Source organism: Cysteiniphilum marinum (assembly GCF_014857925.1).
In the GTDB taxonomy this organism is placed as follows: Bacteria; Pseudomonadota; Gammaproteobacteria; order Francisellales; family Francisellaceae; genus Caedibacter; species Caedibacter marinus.
The window spans coordinates 51,581-76,608 of the sequence record NZ_JACYVZ010000008.1 but is presented as its reverse complement, the minus strand read 5'-3'; the positions used below and the strand labels follow the sequence as shown (position 1 = coordinate 76,608).

The following is a 25,028-nucleotide window of genomic DNA, read 5'->3' as shown; positions in this document are numbered from 1 at the left end:
TTAAAACGCAAAAGCCGCTAAAGTGTGCTTGAATCAGAGGCATAGCGGCTATGTTGCTCCTAAGTGTATTCATTAGAGTCCAAAAATGCAAGTTATTCATCTCTATATCGCTAAATTATTTAGATTGAATCGCTGATAAATAAACAATTTTAAGGCTAACATACGTCTGACCATTAAAGTGCTCTTTCGATAAGCGATATGCCACTTGAACCTCTTCACCGACTTGAATATCAGCATCATCTAAATACTCATCGGCAAAAAACCAAATGCTTTTAAGGTTCTTACCATGAATGGTAAGCATTAATTGTAGATGCTGGCTTTCTTTACCCACCCATTTAAAACTATAAATACTTGCTTTATTACAAAAAACAGGCGCTTCAAACTCGCGACCATACGGCTCAAGCAAAGCAAATTTTTCAACATGTTTAAGTGTGAACTCCTCGGCAGTTAACTCACCATCACAATAAATAATTGGTGTGGCAGTAATATTATGCTCAGTAATTGCTTTTTGACAGTAATCATTGAAGCTTTGAGAAAATTCTACAAATTTATCTTTGTAAATGGTTAATCCCGCAGCTCCGGTATGTCCACCATATTTGATCAGAATACCTGTCGTATTTTGATAAATAAGATCTAATACGGCTTTAATATTTAAACCATCAATACTACGTGCAGATCCCGTGATAATATCATCTTCCCCTTGCTTAGGTGAGAATAAAATAGTGGGCAGTCCGAAGTTATCTTTAATGCGGCTTGCTGAAATGCCATGCACGCCAGCATGCCCATCATCAAGATAGACACAAATACTTGAGGCACCCTTTGCATATTGCTTTGAGGCTTCACTCATTGCTTTAGCAGTCATTTCTTTTTGAATGGCTTTGCGATGATTGTTCTGCTGCTGTAAGAACTCAACCCATTGCTTGGTTTTTTGATGATCCTCGTTTAATAAGAAACTCACCGAGCTTAAGGCGTCAGACATGCGTCCATCGCTATTGAGTAAAGGTGCTATGACAAACCCTAAAAATTCACTATCGACTTTGTGATGAAAATGATCACTAAAACTACGCCAACAGCTACGTGTTAACTGTGAAATTTTGTGCATACCATAATAAGCCACAACGCGATTATTTATACTCTTTGCCATAGAGACACAGTCAGCAACTGTGCCAACAGCAACGAAATCAAGTAGATCCGTTAACTGGCAATCATTATTGATCGTTTTTCCTTCAAGCAATAATAGTCTTCTGGCCTCCGCCATCAATAACCAAGCTACCATGCATCCGGCAATAAAGGGGTCATTATACTCACAACCCTTTTGTGTTGGGTTTAACACAGCATAAGCACTTTGCGGCACGCCTTCTTCAGGAATCGCATGATGATCAGTGACAATCACATCGATATTTTGTGACTTTAATAATGCAATACGCGCTTCATCGGTTGAGCCATTATCAGCAGTGATTACCAATGATGGACGCGTATCATCATCTAAAATACGTTGTGCAAGTTTATCAGATAAGCCATATCCCTCTGCCATTCTATGCCCAATATATGAGCGAATTTTATTCGCTGGATGGTTAAAAATATGAGTCAATGCAACATGCAAAATTGCATGTGATGTTTGTCCATCACAGTCATGATCAGTTTCAAGTCCAATGACTTCACCACGTTCTAGTGCTTGAATAATACGCTTTGCCGCCTTTGTCGCATCTTTTAATAAATGTGGCGAGGTGAGAAACTTAAGCTTTAAGTGAGCAAACTTTAGAGCATGCTCAGGATCATCAATGCGTCGCGCGATAATGCTCGCAATAAAGCTATCCACCTTATTGTCAAGCAATACTTGATGCACTTTGCGATGAAAAGGACGCTGTTGAATGATAACCTCTGGACGCTTTAACCTCTCTTTGAACCTCACTTCAGCCATTAGGCTTCCTTAAGATTTTTATTATTAATATTGCGTCGAGTCCACATCTTAACACCAGAATTGATAAGTGCTGCCAATGGAATCGCAAAAAATAACCCCCAAAAGCCCCATATGCCACCGAAGATAAGAACAGCAGCAATAACTGCCACCGGATGAAGGCTCAACGCCTCAGAATATAATAACGGCACCAATAAGTTGCCATCCAAACCTTGAATGGTCAAATAAACCAAAAGCATATAAAAAAGCTCGGAGCTAAAGCCAAATTGACTGATTCCAATAAGTACCACAGGAATAGTAACAATCACCATCCCGATATAAGGAATAAATACCGAAAGCCCCACACAAATAGCCAATAGTAGTGAGTAATTCAAACCAAAAACGATAAAACCAATATAGGTAACGACGGTAACAATCAAACACTCAATTGTTTTGCCTTTGACATAATTACCCAATTGTGGACGCACATCTGCCCATACTTCTTCGAGTGCACCACGCTCTTTAGGCAGCATATTGACAAACCATTTACCAATACGATCTTTGTCTTTCAAAAAGAAAAATGCTAACAATGGCACGATAAATAAGTAGACCAACCAAGTAAATATGCTTGATAGCGATGCTAAAGAAAATTTAAGTAGATATTGACCAATACCGGCAATTTTATCCATTTTAATATTTGAGATCGTATTTACTGCATCTTTGATTTGTTCAGGTGTAATGATCGTTGGGTATTTTTTAGATAATTCCAATAAACTTGCATGTAGATTATTAATCTGCTGTGGAATGCTTTGTACGAATTGTCCCGCTTGATGCATTAGGGCTGGAAGCACAAATAGTAACAACATAATCACTAACGCAATAAAAATTAAGAAAACGATATAAACAGACAAATTGCGATTTAACTTTAATTTTTTTGACAAAAAAGAAACAATGGCTTCTAATAAATATGCAATGACAACACCGGCTAAAATTGGTGCTAAAAGATCACCAAAAAAGTTAATAATGAGTACCGCAATGACCGTTACGACTATAAAGACGGCAGGTTCATTGCTATCAAATTTCTTGTGATACCACTGCCTTAAGTACTTAATCAAAGGAATTACCTATTTGTAAGATTCAATGACAAACGATTGTATACAAATTATCGTGCTTTTTATAGTATTTCATGATCGCAAATACGTGTGAATTTTTAAGATTTACAGCGTGATCGATTGATAGCATCCTAAGTTCTTCAAAAACGAAGTCTTCTTTAAAATTGCTAATAAGGCAGCTTGTACATTTGGCTGTTCTTCATGACCTTCAAAATCCACAAAAAAACTATAATCCCAAGCACGCGAGCGTGATGGTCTAGATTCAATCTTACACATATTGATATTGTGCTCTGATAAACAAGCAAGTACTTGTACTAATGCATTAGGTTTATGCAATGTTGTAAAGATAATTGATGATTTATACAATTGATCTTTTTCATACGGTATATTTAGCTCGTCACGTCCCAACAAGAAAAATCGCGTGAAGTTAAACGGTTCATCTTCAAAGTGCTCTTTAATGACTTTTAACGAATAGGTTTTCGCAGCTAACTTACTGGCAATCGCCGCTTGCGTTAGAACCTCCTTTTCAGCAATGTATTTAGCAGCTCCTGCGGTATCAACAAAACTCTTAGGGGATAACTGCATACGCTCAATATTGTTCTGACACTGTGCCAAGGCTTGTGGATGTGAACGAACCAACTCGATATTATCAATATCTGCATTAGGGTGAATCATCAAACAATGCTCAACCTTCAAAATGACTTCATGCTGAATGCGTAGATTGTATTTAATCAGCTCATCATAGGCTGGAATCACACTACCGGCAATTGAGTTCTCCACGGGTATCATCGCAAAGTCAGCTTTTTTCTCAGCAACCATCTCGAGTGCTTCAGCAAATGAGCCACAGGCTAAAGTTTTAATCGCACTTTGCTCACTCTGCTGATTTTGTTTATTTAGTTTATTTTGCTTATCTTGTGCTTGATAAAACTTATGAATCGCCTGTTCTGAATAAGCACCCTTTTCCCCTTGGAAAGATATAACTAAGCTCATACTAACCCCCTTTGTAATAATGCTTAAACAAACCGAGCAGTCAGGCTGTTATCAATTAACTGCTGAATTTCCGCGGTGTCTAGCTTTAAACCTTCAATCAGTTCAATATAGTTTTGATTAACATAACCACCGAAATATGCCGGATCATCGGAGTTAATCGTTACTTTGATGCCTTTATCTAATAGAATTTGCGCCGGATGATCGACCAAGTTTGGTACTACTTTTAAAGCTTTGTTTGATAATGGGCACATCGTAAGTGCGATATTATCTTTTGCAATACGTTTCATTAATACATCATCAGTTAAGATCGCATTACCATGATCAATGCGTTCAACCCCTAGGATATCTAAGGCCTGCCAAACATACTCATCAGGCCCCTCTTCACCAGCGTGAGCAACTAAGTGAAGCTTCTCTTTACGTGCTAATTCAAAGAGATTTTTAAATTTCTCTGGTGGATTGCCAAGCTCTGAGCTATCCAAACCAATACCAATGAAATTATCACGATACGCCATCAGTTGATCAAAGGTGTTTAAAGCATCTTTTTCTGATAAATGACGCAAAAAACACATAATTAATTGTGTATCTATGTTTAGCTCAGTTTGCGCTTTTTTGACGGCACGATTAACCCCATCAAAAAGAGTTGAAAGTGAAATGCCGCGCGATAAATGCGCTTGTGGATCGATAAAAATCTCAGTATGTGTCACATGATCTTGTTGTGATTTAAGCAAATAGGCATAGGTTAAATCATAAAAATCATCAGCGGTTTGAAGTACAGACATACCTTGATAATATAGATCTAAGAATTCTTGCAGATTATTAAAGTTATATGCTTTTTTGATTTCTGCTAAATTTTTGTACTTTAGATTAACACCATTTTTCTGCGCCAAATTCAGCATCATCTCAGGCTCAAGACTCCCCTCAAGATGCATGTGTAATTCAGCTTTAGGTTGTTGCAATAAGGTTTTGATATTGTGTGACATGGTTTTGTTTTTACCTATTTTTTGTGTTTTTTATGTTTTTTCTTTTACTTATGTTTATTTACCGAAAACCTGCTTAAGCATACGCGCACTATGCGCTTGTAGATTAGGATACTTTGTGAGTTGTTGCTTTAACTGGCTTTGCCAAGGGGTGTGCTCAATATTAGCAACAACAGCATAAACAATATGATCTAGTAAGCTTGGTGACTCATTAAAAAAATAGGTTTTTTGACCTAAAAAATTAGACAATGCACATAAATCTTCATCTGCTTTTTGATAGATTTGTGCTTTGGTCAAGCGCCCTAATCCTTGTTCATAGGTTTGCCTAGACGCATTTTTGCTCATGACTTTAAAAATCATGCCAAACAATAATTTAGGCAGTTTTGTTCCTTCTTGTACTATGTTGCGCCAGTTATTATCAGTAGAAACATCAACCCAACGACTATAAACCAAAGCCCAATATAAATGCTCTTCACATAACCTCTGATATGCCAAGGTTTGTGACTTTTCTAAAGCAGTTAGGTTTTGCTGCATTGGTGTGCTACTTTCTTTCTCCAATAGATCAATAATAAAACTACTGTCGCTATAAAACTTACCTTGCTTTTTAATATATGGCATTTTTCCCGTTGGTGAGCGACGTAAATCCGCACTATAAAAGTTTTGATATGACACTTTTTGTGCAATCAAATAGCTTTCTAATTTCATACAAAAAGGACTGGAGTTTGGCACATCACCTAATTTAGGAAATTGATGTAATTCAATCATCAGTTCACTACTCCTTGTCATTATCTTTATTGGGAGATTTTTTATCTTCTGTGCGATAAGCACTTAAGTCAATAATATTATTAGTGTACATCTCTTTATTATGAGTAGCGTTTTCGCCTTGTATCTCTTTGAAGCTGATCTTTTGATCATTTGATATAACCTGCAAAAACTGGTTACCGTTAAACTGCAAAAAAGCCTTATAGCGATCGACACCATCATAGCTATACTCAAACGCATATTCGCGAAATAAACACATGCTACCGATATTGCTTTGGCGCGATAAACGCATCTTTGTGAGACACACAGTATCATCTAACAACTGAACATCCCATTGCTTTGCTGTTTTAACTGCCATATAAACCGCATGCTCTCTTGCTTTCATTGAGTTACGCCAGATCAAGATCGCGATGACAATGATAATAACGGCACTGACTACGCCAATACTCATGCTAACAACCTACTTACTATTTTCACTATTTAAGTTATTTAAAATAACTGTTGCTCTTTGCCCCGTATTTGGCACCGTCACTAGACCATTTTTAGTATCATAAAGCACCTTATCTCCGGAGAAGCGATTACCTGCGCGATCAACATAGGCCTTATCTTGTATAGTTAGCGTACTGTTGAGCATATTAAAGTTCATTTGTCTACCTTCAGCATATACCGTTTGCTGATCTGAACCATCACCATTATTTTTGTTTTTATTATTTTGCGCCTGCTTTGGAAACGGCAAAGAATAGAACTTAGCAATGTAAGGTGTATTAGCCGTTAATACAACGTCTTTGACTTGCTTATTTTGATCATCAAATAAAATCGTCAGCTTCTGTCCTGTTAAAAAACGACAGCCATTTTGCTTTTTACAAACGTCCTTAGCATAGTCTAATGCTGCTTTTTGCACTTTTGTGTAATCCACTTTACCATCAGCTTCCTTTGGATTGGGAAATTGATATACCGGCCACTTACTATTTTCATTCGGAACGCTATAACCACTGCATTGAATATTTGCATCTTTAGTTTGCATGACAAGCACATTGCCTTGATAAATGATCTTGTGCGCATTCTGACTATAAGATAAGCTGTCACTACAAATGGTAATCTGACCATCACTGCTAGCATTTTTACCAAACATGTTAGCGGCATCCATTGAGCCACTTTGTTCAGTGGCAAAGGCATGCGCTAGCATAAATAAAGAAGTCGCACTACATAATGCATACTTTAGCAAGCTATGTTTTACCCCACTCTTATTTCTTTTACTTTTTTTATCTCTTTTACTGTCCTGCATAATAACTTCTTACATCCTTCAATAACTTAAAATCACCTTTTTTAGGTGATCCATTCATGCCTGTACCAATCGTATTATTTGGTGTACCTGGTTGGCTTATCGTAACTTTTTTATCTGTATCCATATAGTCTTTGTCATCATCGTAATTTACTGAATCAGTCGCAATTTTAATCGCAGGTGAGTTTTTGCCATTGGCATTACGCAGCATCACCACATTGCCATATAAATGCATGTTATTGTTGTTATTGGTAATATCAGCGTAATTGGCAGTGATATTCCAAGGCTTGTCTTTTTTATCTTTTGAATACAGTGTAGCATTAACTGTTGTAAGCTTTGCATCTTGATTATAAAAGCGCGTGGCATTAACTGCGGTTGCCGTATACTCTAACCAACCTTTCGTGTCATATTTTTCATAGGTAATCGCTTTGGCCGTATTCTCAACGAAGTGTGCTGGCAGATCACCATGACTAATTTGCTCTTGTGCTGATTTAACCACTAACCAACCGCTTGTACCAATAACAACAACAAGTCCAATCGTTGTGAAGAAAACACGCTTACTAAAAAACATTAAGCTTGAACCTCACCAACAGTGATATAATCATCAATCACTTTATCTAGAAACCCTTTGATTTCTAATATCAGATCACAGACTTCACGCACGGCACCATAGCCGCCTTTTTGTGCGGTCACGTAATCAACACGCGTTTTAACAGCGCTTAGCGCATCAGCTGGTGCGAAGGAAACGGCAGATTTTATCATCAAGGTCAAATCTGGTAAATCATCTCCCATATAGGCGACATTTTCTTTGCTTATTTGATGCTTTGTTAATAACTCTTCATAAGCTTTAATTTTATTTTTTTGTCCTTGATAGATATCATTGACACCTAAAGCGGTTAAGCGATTATGGACAATTTGCGAGCTCTTTCCAGTAATAACAGCCACTTTAACACCAAACTTTTGCAACAAAAGCATACCTAAGCCATCTTTAACATCAAAATGCTTAGTCTCATTACCATCATTGCCTAGAATAATTTTACCATCACTTAAAACCCCATCTACATCCAGTACCAATAACTGAATATTTGCTATTTTCTCTTTTAAACTTGTGTCAATCATTATGTGATATAAACTCTATTTAGAAACTTGGGTTAGTATATACCGCCCGCAAATCATTTTATAGTGTTTCTCTAGCTATAATCAACGCGTTTTAAAAATTTCAGCTCTCTGCAATTTGTTGGGTTATTGCTTGTTATTACAGGATTTCTGTCGTTGAACTTTGTCAATAGTCCTAGCTATTACCTGCAATTCAATCGTCTGTAAGCATTAAAAACTTCTTTGACATTGAACAATAAAAAATGATCTACGACCGGTATAGTGCATATGCATATGACTATTTTACAAAGCAAATTAGAATAATTAAGAATTCGTATCAACCTCAACGGTTGCTGATGCGCCAACGCGCAGACTCGGCACCTTGTTAACTTCACTCTGATCAAGAACAACTTTTACAGGAAAGCGCTGTACTACTTTGACCCAGTTGCCTGACGCATTTTCAGGAGGCAATAAAGAAAATACACTGCCACTTCCCTCACTAATACTTTGAATCGTGCCATGCAATGTTACATTAGGGTACATATCAAGGGTTACAGACGCTTTTTGTCCGACTTTCATCCGTGACATCTGTGTTTCTTTGAAGTTCGCATCCAACCAATAGGACTCATTACTCACTAGCACAAATAGATTTTGATTTTGTGTAATCAGTGAACCAGGACGCAACGTAAAGTTCGTCACAAACCCTGATGCAGGGGCATAAATCTTGGTATAACTTAAGTTTAATGCTGCCGTTGACACATTTGCTTTGGCAGCAGCAATTTTTGATTGTTGCAATGTTAATTGTTTTTGCTCTTGGGCAATACTGGCTAATGCAGCATTAACATTAGCATTAGCCACCTCAAGATCGCCTTTGGCTTCATCAGCATCTTCTTTTGAAACCATTCCTTGAACAACTAGCTTGGCAATACGCACCTCTTTTTGTTCTGCGACAAATTTCTGCGCTTGCGCCTGTTTGAGCTTTGCTTCTTGTAGATTAATCGAGTCTTTAATCGCAGCAACTTCCTCTTGTGCTAATGTCAAATCTGCTTTGGCTTTAGCAAGCTCATATTCAAAACTTTGCGGCTCAATCGTAAATAACAGCTCGCCTTTTTTAACCTCTTGGTTATTACTGATATATAACTTATCAAGCTTGCCTGTGACTTGCGCTGACATATGAATAACATCGGCATTAACATAAGCATCATCGGTTGATGGATAAATTTCGGTATATTTTACATAAGCATAAAAACCAACCACGCAAAGTAAAATAACAATGCCTAAAATGATATATTTCTTCCACGCTTTTGCCCTAGCATTTTTTGCTGTTGGTATTTTATTTTGATTACCTGTTTCTGTTTTATTTGAAATTTCTGTCGTTTGTTCAGTCATTGACAATAGCTCCAGTCCTAAAAAACCTAAAAATCATAACCCAGTGATTTAAGTGCGCGATCATCATCCGACCAACCCTCTTTAACCTTGACCCATAATTGTAAAAACACTTTTTTCCCGAGCATAAACTCCATATCTTGACGTGCTTCACTGCCGATCTTTTTGAGTTTTTGCCCTTTGGCGCCAATCACCATTGCTTTTTGTCCGGCACGTTCAACCAAAATAGTTGCATAAACTTCCATAATTTGACGTGCTTCATCAAACTTGCTTTTGTTAATCTCAACGGTTAATTGATATGGTACCTCTTGCCCTAAAGTGCGCATTAATTTCTCACGGATGATTTCTGCCATCATAAAACGCTCGGTGCGATCAGTAACTTGATCCTCGGCATAAAAAAAGTGCTCACTTTCCGGTAAGTAACTTTCAATTTTCTCTTCTAACTTATTGATTAAATGCCCTTGTTTGGCAGAAACAAGAAAGCTTGCAGCAAAGGGGTATTTCTGCTTAATCTCATCGGTAAATTCGACTGCTTCATGGCGATTGTTTAATTGATCAACCTTATTAATCACTAAGATCACGGGAACTTTGACCGACTCGATTTTTTGCAATATCCACTCTTCTGCCGTTGTCCATTTACCCACTTCAACAACGAATAAAATGACATCAACATCATTGATCACACTACTTGCTTGTTTGTTCATCATGCGATTAATGGCACGTGGTTCATCTTGGTGAAGTCCAGGTGTATCAACATAGATAAACTGTGTGTTTTCAATGGTTTTAATACCGGTAATTTGATGACGTGTTGTTTGTGGTTTGCGACTTGTGATACTGATTTTATATTTTAGGATATGATTTAAAAGCGTTGATTTTCCAACATTTGGTCGTCCAATAATGGCGACAAATCCACATTTTTTCATCTTATGATCGTCTTACTGTTTCCTTATGAAATTGTAGTCATTGTAGTGAGCGCAACGCTTATTGTCGAATGAAATCACGCGTTTATAGTGCAATGCAATACTTCATTTTTTATTGTGTTATGCGCAATACCTTATCAACGCTGCTTAGCAATGTGTCGTTATGGGTAATGATGATCACCGTTTTATCTTTAAATACCGCTTGTAAGTTATCAATCACCTTTCTTTCAATCACTTTGTCTAAACCTTCTGTTGGTTCATCCAAAATCAAAATAGGCGCTGTGGATAATACCGCACGCGCTAATGACAAACGTTTTTGCTGCCCTTTTGACAGATGCCTACCATGCTCCCCTGTCCAGCTATCTAACTGACGTGGCAACTCCAATGCAAAGCGTTTTAAATCAACAACATGTAAAGCATGCCATAACATCTCATCCGTCGCGTTAGGATTTGCTATTAACAAGTTATCGCGGATACTGCCATTAAAAATATGCGCATGCTGACTGATAATCGTTATTTGCTGACGCAGTTGTGATTCGGTAAATTGTGCAATATCAATATTACCTATTGATATCTTGCCTGCTGATGGCGCATAAAACCGTGCTAATAATGAAACAATCGTTGACTTACCACAACCAGTAGCACCAACAATAGCAAACTTTTCATTGGCTGCAATCTCAAGATTAAAATGCTCATAGATAAGCTTATTACGCCCAGGGTAGCTAAATGAAATATCCTCAAAAGAAATGTTATTGTGTTTTGGCATACTTATTTGCTCACTACTGTTGTCATTAACAAATAATTTTGCTGGTTTTTGATCAATAATATTTAATAATCTTTTAGCTGAAGATACTGTACGTCCTAAATACTGATAAGCCACAGGTAAAGGCATAATTGCCTCAAACAAGCCCATAATGCCTAGCGCAACCAAAGCAATAAAAGCACCACTTATTACACCTTGATGAACAAGCCCGACCATTAGCCACACACCACACCACAGTGTCACACCCAAAAATAAGGTCATAAGAGCTGCATTAAGCCCAGTATAATGACTCATTTTTTGTTGCGTTGTAATAAGCGCTTTATTTTGCATATTAATTATCTCTGCATGCTTATCTTCTGCAGCAAAAACCTTAAGCTCTGCTAAATATTGCACATGCTCAGTAATTGATGTTTTTAAATCTGCGGACTCTTCCGCTAGCGTTTTTGCGGTATGAGCAGATAATTTGCCACCAACAACAGGAATACAAAACCCTGCAACAAAAGCAAAGCCCATGGTCATTAACGCTAAAGGAATACTTAAGAAGCTAAAAAATATACCAATCAGCAAAATCGACAAAAACAGCACACAACTTGGCGAAATAATCCGAATATATAAGTTATCTAAACTATTAACATCAGTGACTAAGCGATTGAGTAAATCACCACTTTTATATTGTGCTAAATGTGTGGGTGCTAAAGGCACAAGCTTGTTATAAACCCATACTCGAATATCAGTTAATAACTTAAACGTTGCCTCATGTGTGACAACACGCTCACCATAGCGCGTTAGAATACGCATCAATGAAAAAGCACGTACCCCAGCTGATGGGTAAAAATAATTAAATTGACTGGCAATTGCGTAACTTGAAATAGCCACAAACCCAGTTGATGAGATAAACCAACCAGATAAAGACAGTAATCCAATACTGGCCAAAATCGCTAAAAATGCCAGAAAGGTACCAATAAACATCCATTTTGCTTGATGCTTGAAAATGCTTAAAAAAGGAATTAATGCGCGCATGCAACTTCTCCCTCTAAGATTTGGTGACGATACAATGCATAAAAGTAACTTGATTGATCTTGTAACAATTCCTCTAAGCGTCCTTGTTGCACAATTCGTCCTTCATCCATCACGATAATATGATCCATCTCGCTCAAGAACTGTAAGCGATGCGTCAACATGATCACCGTTTTATTTTGCCAATTGTTTAATAAACTGTGCATGATAAGACGCTCATTTTCTTTATCCAAACTTGCCGTAGGCTCATCCAATAAAAGTAATTCACAAGGCTTAAGATAGGCGCGCGCTAATGCCAAACGCTGTGCCTGCCCCCCAGATAAGCCTATACTTTGCTCACCGATTTCAGTCGCTAATTTATCGGGAAATGCACTGACTTCTTGATCTAATTGTGCCAGTTTTAATACATGCCATAGCTCATCATCTTGAGCATTGACATCAGCAAGTTGTAAATTATAGCGAATGCTACCTTTAAAGAGACCAGCATTTTGCCCAAGCCAACTGATCCTACTAAGCCAAAGCTTCTCATCAATGCGATTAAGTGGCAAATCATGATTAATCGTAATACCTTCATCTTTTGCATGCATAAATTGCATAAGCAAATTTAAAATAGTCGTTTTACCAGCACCACTGGCGCCAACAATCGCAATCTTCTGTTTGTGTTTGACCTCAAAGCAAATATTAGTCAGTGCATTTTTAGATTTACCAGCATAACAAAAATTTAAATGATTAAATTGAATTGAATCAATCATTGGTAAGTCTTGTATCAAACGCTTTTCACCTTTATTGCCTTGCGCATCATTCTCGCCTTTTACATCATCATGCTTTGATAAGGCAAATATTTTTTGTAATTCAAGGGCTGCCCCCATCGCTTCTGTTTTTGCATGATAATGCGTGCTTAACTCACGAAGAGGCAAGAAAAACTCAGGTGCCAATAGCAAAATAAACAATCCACCTTGCAAGGTCATGTTATCAAATGCCCACCACACCGTATGGACATTGGCACTATTGATAAACCCCATGCCCAGATAAATCGCAACCAGTGCAATTGATGCTGCTGAGAACACTTCAAGTACTGCAGATGATAAAAACGCAATGCGCAATACCTTCATGGTTTTAACACGATAATCATCAGAGTATTCAAAGATTTTTTGCGCATGATTTTCAGCACGATTAAACAGTCGTAAAGTGGCTAAACCGTGTAGTGTATCTAAAAAAGCACTACTCATGCGCGCTAAGGTTTGAAAATGTTTTTGGTTTTCACTTTCAGCACCCCAACCAACCAACATCATAAAAAGTGGGATTAAAGGTGCGCATACTAATAAAATAATGCCACAAACAATACTTTGTGGAAAAACAAAGATTAAAATCGCCAGTGGCATAAGTCCTGCTAAGGTCATTTGAGGCAAGAAATACATTAAGAAGTTGTTTAAGCCTTCCACTTGTTCCATTGCTGCACTGATCAAGTCACCACTGCTTAATTCACCTGATTTGACAGGGCCTAATTGATTAATATGCGCAATAACATCATCTCTTAACTGCTCTTTTACCTTAGCCGCAGCTTTAAAGCTCACGACTTCCTTAAGCCACGACAGACCTGCTCGCATAAACACAATAGCAATAATTGCCACAAAGTAGCTAACAAGTTCAATGTTTGATAGTTTCTCAATATAAGCGGCATAACAAATATGCGCTAACAGATAAAGTTGCCCAATAAGTAACAAGCCACTTAGAAAACTCACTAGAATAGTGAGTTGTACCCATTTTTTAGCAGGATGAGCACGCGACTTTAACCAGATCCGCGCTGACTTGCGTTCTGAAGCTGTATTTGCTTGCATAAAGGTGAAATAAACCGATCTAAAACAGTGGCGGCATTATATACCGCACCACGCTGACATGTAAGTGAATATAGGCAATTTGCAGTTTATTGTAGGATATCAATCTGAAAATGGTGCAGAAGAATGATGTAAGACAATTTTTAACTGTCCATTTGGCGTTTTAACATAAGCGAAGGTATATTCAACGGTTATTACTTTACTTTCATCATCAGTAAAGTCATACATACCCATTACAATCGCCATATCACCATGGAAATACATTCCATCGTTATGGAACACCACTTTTGTCCATGGGTGAAGAGCAAAGCCCTTATCTTCTTTAAATTTTTTGTTGCCACCGACAAAATAAGAAAGAGCGGATTCTTTCGTTGATCTAAATGGAATTTCCTTTGCTTTGGTTGGTTTAAACATCACTACACCTTTTTCATAATTGTAAGCGTAGAGCGTGTTGATTAGGTTCTGAGCTACTTTTTTATAATTTCCTTTATTTGTATAAGCATCGCCTATTGCTACAATTCCTACTGCCCATTGAGACTGTGCCTTTTCAACCTCAGCTACTGTAATATTATTAGCACTTTGCGTTGGTATTGTTAATGTTTTATTGTCCATTGCAGTCGATGTCGCTGCTGCATTTACTTTTTGCGTAGCAGCAACACTCAAAACCAAAACTAAGCCTAATACAGCAGGTGCAATGCGTCCCTTTAAGTCTAATTTTATAACTTTTATCGCCTGATATGTTGGTAGTTTTTTATCATTATCCATAGGTTTTTTCCTTCTTGTTATAGTTTGTACCCACATGTATGCTTCAGTGAGTTAAGCACTAAATTTCTAAAATTTACAATTTTTTTTACATTTTATGCTAGCCAACCGCTAAGGCTTTATATAAAGTAACTGACAACTAATAAGCACCATGTTGAGTTATCGCTTATTTGCCAAAGCAGGATGCTTAATTAGGAAACGTTAATTGTAATGTTTTGTTAAGTCGCAATGACAAGACAAATATAAGGACGAACGCATAGGGAGAAAGTTGATGAAGAAAATCACCGTTGAAGAAAAAATTACTAACCTTTACCACTGCTCAATTCTAGAGTTTTTTCAACAGTGCATGAACCGTAAAATGGAAACCCATGATATTGCAAAATTACTCGACTGTAGTGTCAGTAACTTGCGTCGTATCGCGCGCAAGTATAATTTTCATTTTCACCATCCTGAGCCAACACCTATGTTGGCACAAAATCAAAATTTTCTGAAAAAGAAGCTCAATATCGATAATTTCCTTTCTCGCCGCTGGCGAGTTGGGCAGTATGCTTAATGCTTAGAAAAAATACCTCTCTGTTGAAAATTGACCACGAGGGTCATCAATTGTTAAAGAAAAACCTTTATTTTGATCAAAACTATCAGCATCTAATTGCCATTGATTATTGTCCTGTCGAATAAGGTGTCTATTTTGAGCAATACCTTGTTTATCTACATAGTGAATAATCACATAAGCACCCTCTTGTTTAGCATTAAGCATGATATTAAATGCCTCATTAGACTGATTGATAGCTGCCAATAAGCTAAAGCGTTCTTCATTTATTTGAATGTGTTGATCGTCGTTATGGCTGCTATTGCTAGAGGAGTCACTTGCAGATTCTGTTGTCTCTGTCTCAGTTGCTGAGTCCACTTGCAATGCCGCTAATGAATACTCAGATGAGCTAAATTGCCCAACATGCATATCATGCACGGTAAACTGCACTGGTTTCATCAAATCGATATTACTGCCCTGCCAAGTCCATTGATAACCATCTGTATGCGATAAATGCACATTTTGTTTAAGACCCTGCAGATCCATGTAATGGAAAATTACATAGTGACGCTGCTGTTTTGCATCAAACGTCAATTGCAGCTCATCATTATTACGTATCACCTTGGCACTAAAACGCCCCTCCGGATCACTGAGCGAGATACTATTTGCATTAACCGTCGTAGTCTCTTCGTTTGTATTATTTGCATTATTTGGATCATTTGAATTGTTTGAATCACTTGTATTATTACTATTATTTTCTGCTGCATTGTCGATATTTACGGCTAAGTCAGCTGCTAAATACGTTATACTTTCAAACTGTCCAAATTTTGAATCCTGCAAGGTGAATTTAAACGGTTGATTTAAATCAAAGTCCTGCGTGCTATAAACCCACTGCGACTTACCATTGATCACACCATTTAGTACCAGTTGAACATTTTGCTGCACGCCATTGTGATCGAAAAAATGCAATATAATATAACTACGCGTCACTTCGCTATTTATCTCAACAGAGACCACATTATTATTAACACGTAATACACCATCAAAACGCCCTTCAGGATCAGTTATTGCGAAAACGACATCATTATTTGTGGTTGTATCTTGTGAGTTATTCTCTGTGGTTGATGATTGCTCATTATTATTGTCACCACTTTGATTATTCTGGTCATTGTTATTACCATCATTACTATTATTCGAGTTATTTGTCGACGAATTATTATCCGTTGTACCCTCGGAAGCATTGTTTGTTTCATCATTCGTATTATTATTTGTGTTTGTATTATCATGTGAATCTTCAGTGGTATTCTCTTGAACAGATAAGGGGATATGTTTGACAATGCCATTATCTAAAAGTGCGAAACTTCGAGGATTCACGACGAAATTCACATCATCACTAAAGCGCACTTCTTTCGCCACAGTATCGGCATTAAAGGCAACATAACTATACTGGCCATTGTTATTAAAAACCGCATAGCTTGGCGTATTTGCATAAATATCTTTAACCACTTGACCACGTAGTGTCAGATTATGTAACCAATGATATATCAAGGTATCTGTCGTGCCATATTCTGGTGTGTATTGCATATTTTGGTAAGCTGTCATCGCCCCTTTCGCATCCTGCAGTGCCATATACTGCAATAAAATCCCCTGCCAGTTATTCCACTGTAGATTATTGTTGCCATTGGCAGTTTCAAAAAAGGCATTACTGGCATTCAAATCCGCGATGTTTTTAGCGACATACTGAGGATACTGCCCCAAATATAGTGAACCACCATGAATAGGTAAGAAATTAATCCCATGAATTTCCTCAGGGTTTGCTGTCCACCACGTGCCATAAACACCACCATCAGACCAGACAATCGCATTATTAGAATGATTGAAATCACTTGGAAAAACTGCGTTATCCACATCAAACCAATATTGATTAATCGCTTGATTTTCTAAGCTATATAACAGCACACCCAAGTCTCTTAAGTTATCCTGCTGCGTTGCTTCTGCCCACAAAATAACTGCACTTGAGAAATGCATCGACTCTGAGGATGACTCTTGGTTATTACCTGAGGCAAAACTGGCATGCCCTGATGCCCAGGCGTGTCCAGCATATAGATCATATTGTCTTAACCACGGAAAGCGCATGTCATTGCGTTCAATATTTGCCACATCTTTAATGACTAAATTAATCATGTCTTTATAATTATGAGCCCACGCACTATCGTATAGTGCAACAACGGCAGCAGCCTTGACCAAATAGCCATAATGGAAATGGTGATCATTTAACTGATCATTACTGCCAAAAGACGCCGGATAGCCAATCAATGTTCCCCATATTGGCTCATAATAATAAAATGCCTGATCATTATTGGCATCAACCGTTAACCATGCGGCAATATCACTTTTTAAGTGTGATAATAAATAATCGCGCTCTGTCAATAATCCCAATTGATCTGCCACCTGAATAAGATCGGCAACTTTGGCATATTCCTTACCACGCCAATAAGTATCTTTGGCACTAAAGAGTCTTGGGTTTGCCTGTAGTCTTTGAAAATCTGCCATAAATTTTTGGCGCAATAGTGTGCTGTCATCAAACTTAGGCAATATTGGCAACACCCCATGAAAGCGTATTGACGTATTAAAGTGATTATTCGCAACAACACGCATTTCGCCGCGCGCGCTTTGATAGCTATATGCGCTTAACTCATCACTACTATTAAGCCATTGATGGCGATAAAGTGCAGCCAATGGCGTGTTGATATAATCAGAATGAGATTCTTTTAATTCTGTTTGTAGATTAAAGGTGCTCAATACACGACTTTGTTCTTTTTGATACTCAAAACTCACCTGCGTATCACGCACAAAGGCAAAGGCATGTTTTTGATAAAAGTTAAGTGTCTCTGGCGTATTATCTGGCAAAACTGCCACTGAGAAATAGTCTTTGCCGGATAAATTAGATCGCAAACCATAAACCCAATCATTATTACCATGCTGCAATCGTTGCCATTGGCTACCATGTGGCGCAAAAATCCCGTAATGGTGATTGTTAATGGTAACACCAACACTATTATTTGATTGATACCATACCTTGGCGATATCCCCTACGACACGCGGCTCGTCACTGCTACCGATATTTAGAGTATTAACAGCAGGCATATGCGCTGTTAGGCGATGATTTGACGCATCAAGATAATAGCTTTGTGCCTCTAGTTGAAAAGGCAATTTAACACTTGTTTGTGTTAAATCCAGTAGCAAGCTTCCTTGCCCTTCCGTTTGCCAAATCTCAACACACACCTTGCCATTATTAAAATGTTGATACTGACCATAAGATCGCGTCTGATCTAAGCCACCACGATCACTCTGCGTATATCGCTCAATACTTTGCTTATCGGCATCTGTCGCAAAATTACTATAAAGCTCGACTTTGTCATACTCGCCATCACCGTTGAAATCATAGGATATACGCGCTTTAATCGCCAAACCTGGTGCATTGGCATTAATAAATATGGCAAATTCTGTGGTGTTGCCAATATACTGACCATTGATATGATCTAATATGAATACTTGCGCATTAAAAGGTGAGAAATGATGATTTTGTTTAAGCTCAGCAAATTCAACCACCACATCTTTGTTGCCTTTTTTTTCAAAATAGGTAAAAGGTAATCCATGTCCAAAAGTCGCTCTTAACTCATCTTGTCCTTGTTGCCATAAACTTGTCACACTCCAATCGGAATAATCATCAACAACCGTCTTATCAACGTTAAAACCATCTAAACCAACCGTCATATCAGCAAAATGTGGGTATTGATAACCTGAATTGCGTTGCAGTATTTTGCCCTGCCATTCATGCGAATAAACACGCGCCTCTTGTGGATAGCCAATCTCTAAACCTTTGGCATTTGTTTTGACACTTAATGGATGTGGAAACATCGCTTCTGAAAACATGTTTTGATTATTAAAGCTCCAAATAAGCGATGACCACCAATCGGTTGTTGGGTAAGGTGAGCTCAACTGTGAGGAGACTTTGGGTATGGCATTTAATGCAGTAAATGGTTTGCCACTAATGATATCCACTCTATTATTCAAACTGTCAGTATAACTGCCCTTTTCAAGTTGTAAGATATCGGCAAACGCCGGCGAAAAACAAAACAATGAGCCAAAGCCTAAATAGCGAGATAGGCGTGACACTTTAAAAAACTTAACAGGTGATAACAACTTATTGGTATTCATAATATGCTCCTCTTAAAGTCAAAAGAATATATGCACATTTAGTATACAAAAAGATCAATAATCACAAGTGTCTTTCTTGATGACTAAAGATGACTAGAAATAACTCACACGACAAACAATCGCAAACTCACAATACTGACAGCTCGCCGCTGAGGGTGTTAACATCGACTCACCAGCAACAAAACCTGACATTTGCTCATCCAGTTGCGCTTGCCAATAATGTTTTAATGCCGTGTAATTTTGCGGCGCATCTTCAGATACTTTTTTGGTAGGATAAGATTTTGGCTGCCCTTCTTGTATCCAATCATCAATGCTTGAGATACTTTGCAAACCAATCTTAGCACCATTTACTGTCGCAACTGCTACAGCATCAGCATTTTCATAGATGGCATATAATGGCAATTGAGATTCAGTAATCGGTGATTTGAGCAAATCGCTAATGAGATAACTTTTAGACGTTTTATAATCAATAACTACGGTATGATTATCTTTAAGTCGATCAATTCGATCTAAACGTAGCTTAAGTGTCACACCTGCAATTGTGCATTTGAGCTCTTTCTCAAGGGCTAAGATTTCAAACGGCTCTTGGCGTGATTTCTCATAGTCAAGCCACTGTATGATCACCTCTTGCAGACGCATGATCTCAACTTCTTTAATAAGTTGTGGCAGCATATTGATTAACGCCACATGCATATTTAACGCTGATTGGACATGTTGCGCTACTTTTTCAATCAATACATCTCTTGATATATTAATTAAGTTGTCATATGTTCTTAACTCGCGCCAAATCTGCTCTAGTACGTGATGAATGATCACACCTTTCTCAAGTGCTGATAATATTGGCTTATGCGCCTTATCGGCATCCAGATGCAATCGGTGAATCAATGCCGCGCGATACGGACATTCAGCAAAGTTTTTAAAAACTTGCGATCCACCCTTGAGTGTTTGACAAGCTTCTGTTGTCATGGCTGACAATGAGCTGTCCTCAAATACATCAAACTGCACTTCATCATTCCTTTTATAATCAAGCTTTGTATGATCATACGCAATCGTAGACAACCCCATCAGTAAAGGGGAGCACATTTGTATTTTTTCATCATTTAATAATGCATAGCTTAAATGAATATGTTTCGCCTGTTTGGTTAAGCGCTTGGTAATGGTTTTGGCAAATTGAAGCTCACGTTCGACACTGGAATGTGGCATTGAGTGCGATCGTTGCAATGACAAAGGCAAATAAGGATTCATATTAGCAAGACTTGGCCAGTTACTATCATTCATGCGTATCACAAACAGATGATCAAAGTAAACTTCAGTTGCCTCAAGCATCCCTAGGATATGCACACGTGGATTCGTCGTTGTTTCAGTTTGAAAAAGCGTGTTACTGGCTAAGGTTTGTAACTCTATCAACCACTGATTAAACTCAAGCTTAACCTCTAAACGCGTTAACATAATAAGCTTATTAAGTAGCTTATAAAACTGTGCTAACGCCTGATGCTCTATACTGGTAAGCTTGCAATGATCAAGATACCCAAGGATTGCAAGTGCTTCTTTTAGCTTTTCAATAAAAGCAAAGGCTGTGATTTTACCCTCTTGCCTATGCGATTTATGGAAACGTAACATTTGCGTGATCACTTCCAATAAGATTGGATCACAATCATCAGTAAATAACTTAAGCTTAATCAACTTAGCAAATTCAATGGATTCAGGTACTTTCGATTTAAGCGCTTGCAGCTTTTGATATCTTGCTACTTTGTAATCAGCATGCCCTTTAAGATAGCTTGAGCTTAACATCAATTTCATATCATCATAGCTTAGCGTTTTACTCATCTTAAGCCATAGCATCAGCTGATAAACAATGCCTTGATACAATAAGCTTTCACCACCTGATATGGTATATTCGCGTACGCTGTTATCTAACAAAGGATTTTGTTTGACTTCAGTTGCAATAAAATACTGATCAAAGGCATCAATCAAAGCGCCAAATTGCGTCTGTAAATCTGGTACAATCACACCAATTGTTGCTTGTGGCTCGCTTAGGCTCAATTCAAAAACGGCTTTAGCAATTTTTTGGATCTCCAGTTGATCCTCAAGATATTCGGTTATTTGCAACTTGCTTTTTGTATTGACTAAAGTCCAATTATCTATCGTAATATTAAGCTTAGATACACAGTGCGCAAAAAATGCCTCCATTTGTGGTGTCAAGGTGTCAAAACCAACTAAGATGATTTTCTGATAATCCAAATACTCAAAGGTCTTAGCTAATATCTCATGCTTTGCCAAAAGCGCTGTGATGAGGCGTGACTTATCTATCCAGTTATGTTCAATCAAGGTGTTTTGATAGCGTTCGATCCAGCGCAAAAACAAACGAACATTCTTATTTTCTGTTTCACTCTCAAGCGCTTTAACATCAAGATTCCATTGTTGTAACAGCTGCCATGCACCCAGTACAAGCTTTGCCTGCTGCGCATTGGGCATAAAAACATCCGCATCTTCTTTAAGGTAACTCAACAATAAAAAATGTGCCTCATCATCACTGATTAATTGAGGTAACGCACTTTCAATCATCTGTGCGTGCGTATATAAAGCATCAACCAACCCATCAAAGCTCATACAAACATCACGCAATACGACATACTGCTGCTGATTACGCGTATAGTCTAAATACATTGCCGTTAAATGATCTTTTAGGCGAGTGTTTGCCGTAATGACGATTGTTTTGTCATCGATTTGATTTAATAAACTAAGATAACGACTGATACTTTGACCATCATTTAATTGTTGATGTGCATCAAGCATTTTTTAGAATAACCACATCACACGGTGCATTATTAGAAATCTTGCTTGCCACTGAACCCATGCGCCCAAAAACGCCATGATGGTGACCGTTGAGAATTAAAAGATCAATGTTTTGTTTTTCAATATATTCAATAATGCCATCTGCAACAGAATCCGCATCAATGACTTTACAGATCACATAATTGTGTTTATCAATATCAGCCGTGACCTCAGTAAATTTCTGTGTCAAGCGATCCTTGATTAACTGGTTAGGTGTTTTCTCTGAAACACCTGCGCCATAGCCATAGTCAAAAACGGTTTTATGGACACTGATAACATGTAAGTTTGCTTTTTTGGTTTTAGCGTAATCAACCAAATGATCTAATACTTTTGCCACATCGTCATTAACATCGATTGCATAAATAATATTTTGGTATTCAAACATTCATATCTCCTTTTAGTTGCATTGAAATAAGCTCATCTACACTCTATTCCGACCTTGGGATTAAGGTCAAGCGAATACTTTGCAGGAATGAACCTTTTTACTTCAATTTAATTTTAGCTACAATATCCTTGTTTTGTGCTTTAAATCAATTTCAAAAAGGAAAAGCCATGGATAAGGATTTAGATTTTTTATGCAATACACCATTAATAGCTGATATAAATGCTATCAAACAACTGCTTATAAGCAAATTATCACCTCAGGAAAAGTGGCAACAACTAACACAATACTATTTAACACCCGATATTCCTTTTGATAGCCATTATAAGCTATATCACCTTTGTTATGCTAAGAGCGAATTTAAACCCATTTGGTTGCCAGATAGTGAAACAATGAAAAGTAGCTATTTAGGCAAATGGCTTAATGAGCTTAATTTCTCGGATATTTCTCAATTTTATCAATACAGCATTGACTCACCTCAAGCTTTCTGGGGGCAAGCAATTGCTGATTTGAATTTACCTTTTAACAAAAAATCAACAGCAAGCTTTGATATGTCGTTATTCCCCTACACGCCAACATGGTTGCCAGGTGCTTCTTTTAATATTGCTGATTGTTGTATTGATGTTAAAGATGATCTTGCGATGAAGCCTGCAATTATTTATAAAGGGGTTCGTTATGGTAAATGTACCCATCAAACAATCAATTATGCAGAGCTTAAAGACTTAGTGCTTACAATCGCTCAAGGGTTTCAACACCATTATCAATTAAGCCCAAATGATACCGTTGCTATTATTATGCCAATGAACATTGAGGCAGTGGCAACTTACTTGGCTGTTATCTATCTTGGAGCAAGTGTTGTTTCAATTGCCGATAGTTTTTCCGAGAATGAAATCAATAAACGACTTAGTGTTAGTAATTGCAAACTTGTGATGACTCAGGATGTGATCACTCGCGGCAATAAAACGCTTGAGCTCTATCAAAAGATTGTGAGTTGTCAGGTTTCATCAATTATCTGCTTAAACACTAAGAATCAAAGCATTAACTTACGTGCTCATGACATGTCTTTTGATGACTTATTAACTCCGCATAACATAAGTACCGTGCCTAATCCCTATCTACATAATGCGCAAGGTGTTATTAATATTTTATTCTCATCAGGCACAACAGGCACACCAAAAGCTATTATTTGGGAACAAAGTACGGCACTTAAAGTAGCAACCGATGCCAAGCTTTATATGGATACTAACAAAGAAGACATTTGGGCATGGCCAACCAATCTTGGCTGGATGATGGGACCCTGGCTTGTATTTGCTGTCTTTTTAAATCGGGCAACAATGGCATTAACTGAAGACTTACCGACCTCGCTTGAATTCGCCGAGTTTATTGAAAAAACTCAAGTCACTAAACTCGGTGTCATTCCTAGCATTGTTAATGCTTGGCGCACGAATGCTGTGCTTGAGAACGTTAACTGGCAGCATATTAAGCTCTTTGCCAGCACTGGTGAGTCCTCTAATGTTGAAGATATGTTTTATCTATCATTACATGCCGGCTATAAACCGATTATAGAATACTGTGGCGGCACTGAGATTGGCGGTGCTTATATCAGCTCAACACTGTTGCAGGCGAATGTCCCTTCCCAATTCTCGCAAGTATGTTTTGGTATTGAGCTTAAGCTTTTGGATGAGAGGCATCACATTTTGCCACAAAACACTGTGAGTGTTGGTGAAGCTGCATTAAGTTCTTGTGCATTAGGCTTATCCAACCGCTTATTAAATACTAATAACAGTGATATATATTATCGTGATATGCCATCTTACAATAATATGCCATTACGTCGACATGGTGATTTATTAAAGCGCACATCCAATGGCTATTACCGCTCATTAGGACGTGCTGATAACACCATGAATTTAGGTGGGATTAAAACCTCAAGTGCCGAGATTGAGCAAGTGCTTTTAAATTTAGCGCATATTTATGAGCTTGCTGCAGTGGCAGTTAATGATGAAATTGAAGGCATATCTAAACTTATTATTTATGTTGTACCAACAGCACAAATCGATCTTTGTCAGTTAAAATCACAAATGCAAACATTGCTTAAAGAGTATTTAAACCCATTGTTTAAAATAAGCGATGTTATTTTAATTGAAAAACTGCCAAGAACAGCAAGCAACAAGGTAATACACCGTAAATTAAAAGCGCATTATGCGCAATATTGTCAAAATAGTCCGTGTTGTTAAGTAAGCTTATTAACCGAAGTTACACA

At 37.7% G+C, this 25,028-nt stretch carries 19 protein-coding genes; 2 read left to right on the top strand and 17 right to left on the bottom strand.

Going from position 1 to position 25,028, the window contains the following annotated elements; genetic code table 11:
• Window positions 1–115: 115 nt before the first annotated feature.
• The 14 genes from IE867_RS06145 to IE867_RS06080 all read right to left on the bottom strand — a co-directional run bounded on the left by IE867_RS06145 (window position 116) and on the right by IE867_RS06080 (window position 14,801).
• Window positions 116–1,921, bottom strand: a complete 1,806-nt coding sequence (locus IE867_RS06145; RefSeq protein ID WP_192483893.1) for a single-stranded-DNA-specific exonuclease RecJ — start codon at window positions 1,919–1,921, stop codon at window positions 116–118.
• The gene (locus tag IE867_RS06140) at window positions 1,921–3,012 is read right to left on the bottom strand and encodes an AI-2E family transporter (RefSeq protein ID WP_192483892.1); all 1,092 of its coding nucleotides are present in this window, start codon (window positions 3,010–3,012) and stop codon (window positions 1,921–1,923) included. The genes IE867_RS06145 and IE867_RS06140 overlap by 1 nt, the downstream gene beginning before the upstream one ends.
• Before the next feature lie 102 nt (window positions 3,013–3,114).
• On the bottom strand, window positions 3,115–3,999 hold the full coding sequence (gene pheA, locus IE867_RS06135) for a prephenate dehydratase (protein WP_192483891.1): 885 nt from the start codon (window positions 3,997–3,999) through the stop codon (window positions 3,115–3,117).
• 23 nt (window positions 4,000–4,022) lie between these two features.
• Entirely contained in the window at window positions 4,023–4,979 is a 957-nt protein-coding gene (locus IE867_RS06130; RefSeq protein WP_192483890.1) for an adenosine deaminase, read from the bottom strand.
• A 54-nt stretch (window positions 4,980–5,033) separates the two neighbouring features.
• The gene (locus tag IE867_RS06125) at window positions 5,034–5,741 is read right to left on the bottom strand and encodes a glutathione S-transferase family protein (RefSeq protein ID WP_192483889.1); all 708 of its coding nucleotides are present in this window, start codon (window positions 5,739–5,741) and stop codon (window positions 5,034–5,036) included.
• Window positions 5,742–5,748: 7 nt separating this feature from the next.
• A complete protein-coding gene (locus tag IE867_RS06120; RefSeq protein WP_192483888.1) occupies window positions 5,749–6,189 on the bottom strand; it encodes a DUF3301 domain-containing protein in 441 nt (146 codons plus the stop codon).
• A gap of 9 nt (window positions 6,190–6,198) precedes the next feature.
• On the bottom strand, window positions 6,199–7,023 hold the full coding sequence (locus IE867_RS06115; RefSeq protein WP_192483887.1) for an LptA/OstA family protein: 825 nt from the start codon (window positions 7,021–7,023) through the stop codon (window positions 6,199–6,201).
• A complete protein-coding gene (gene lptC, locus IE867_RS06110) occupies window positions 7,010–7,591 on the bottom strand; it encodes an LPS export ABC transporter periplasmic protein LptC (protein ID WP_192483886.1) in 582 nt (193 codons plus the stop codon). Before lptC ends, IE867_RS06115 begins: the two co-directional genes overlap by 14 nt.
• Entirely contained in the window at window positions 7,591–8,139 is a 549-nt protein-coding gene (locus tag IE867_RS06105; protein ID WP_192483885.1) for a KdsC family phosphatase, read from the bottom strand. Before IE867_RS06105 ends, lptC begins: the two co-directional genes overlap by 1 nt.
• A 300-nt stretch (window positions 8,140–8,439) precedes the next feature.
• Entirely contained in the window at window positions 8,440–9,504 is a 1,065-nt protein-coding gene (locus tag IE867_RS06100; RefSeq protein ID WP_192483884.1) for an HlyD family secretion protein, read from the bottom strand.
• 26 nt (window positions 9,505–9,530) lie between these two features.
• On the bottom strand, window positions 9,531–10,424 hold the full coding sequence (gene era, locus IE867_RS06095) for a GTPase Era (protein ID WP_192483883.1): 894 nt from the start codon (window positions 10,422–10,424) through the stop codon (window positions 9,531–9,533).
• A 109-nt stretch (window positions 10,425–10,533) separates the two neighbouring features.
• On the bottom strand, window positions 10,534–12,204 hold the full coding sequence (gene cydC / locus IE867_RS06090) for a heme ABC transporter ATP-binding protein/permease CydC (protein WP_192483882.1): 1,671 nt from the start codon (window positions 12,202–12,204) through the stop codon (window positions 10,534–10,536).
• Window positions 12,192–14,039, bottom strand: a complete 1,848-nt coding sequence (gene cydD, locus IE867_RS06085; RefSeq protein WP_192483881.1) for a thiol reductant ABC exporter subunit CydD — start codon at window positions 14,037–14,039, stop codon at window positions 12,192–12,194. Before cydD ends, cydC begins: the two co-directional genes overlap by 13 nt.
• Before the next feature lie 99 nt (window positions 14,040–14,138).
• Window positions 14,139–14,801, bottom strand: coding sequence for a phosphoribosyl-AMP cyclohydrolase (locus IE867_RS06080; protein WP_225629976.1), 663 nt, complete (start codon window positions 14,799–14,801; stop codon window positions 14,139–14,141).
• Window positions 14,802–15,069: 268 nt separating this feature from the next.
• Here IE867_RS06080 and IE867_RS06075 point away from each other — a divergent pair, with 268 nt between their 5' ends.
• A complete protein-coding gene (locus IE867_RS06075; RefSeq protein WP_192483880.1) occupies window positions 15,070–15,351 on the top strand; it encodes a hypothetical protein in 282 nt (93 codons plus the stop codon).
• 3 nt (window positions 15,352–15,354) lie between these two features.
• Here the strand turns inward: IE867_RS06075 and IE867_RS06070 are convergent, their stop codons facing one another.
• The 3 genes from IE867_RS06070 to IE867_RS06060 all read right to left on the bottom strand — a co-directional run bounded on the left by IE867_RS06070 (window position 15,355) and on the right by IE867_RS06060 (window position 22,768).
• Window positions 15,355–19,548 (bottom strand): glycosyl hydrolase, encoded by a 4,194-nt coding sequence (locus IE867_RS06070; RefSeq protein WP_192483879.1) that lies wholly within the window; start codon window positions 19,546–19,548, stop codon window positions 15,355–15,357.
• A 93-nt stretch (window positions 19,549–19,641) separates the two neighbouring features.
• Entirely contained in the window at window positions 19,642–22,344 is a 2,703-nt protein-coding gene (locus IE867_RS06065; RefSeq protein WP_192483878.1) for a PD-(D/E)XK nuclease family protein, read from the bottom strand.
• Window positions 22,337–22,768, bottom strand: coding sequence for a universal stress protein (locus IE867_RS06060; RefSeq protein WP_192483877.1), 432 nt, complete (start codon window positions 22,766–22,768; stop codon window positions 22,337–22,339). The genes IE867_RS06065 and IE867_RS06060 overlap by 8 nt, the downstream gene beginning before the upstream one ends.
• Window positions 22,769–22,935: 167 nt before the next feature.
• Here IE867_RS06060 and IE867_RS06055 point away from each other — a divergent pair, with 167 nt between their 5' ends.
• Window positions 22,936–25,002, top strand: coding sequence for an AMP-binding protein (locus IE867_RS06055; protein ID WP_192483876.1), 2,067 nt, complete (start codon window positions 22,936–22,938; stop codon window positions 25,000–25,002).
• The last annotated feature ends 26 nt before the right edge of the window (window positions 25,003–25,028 follow it).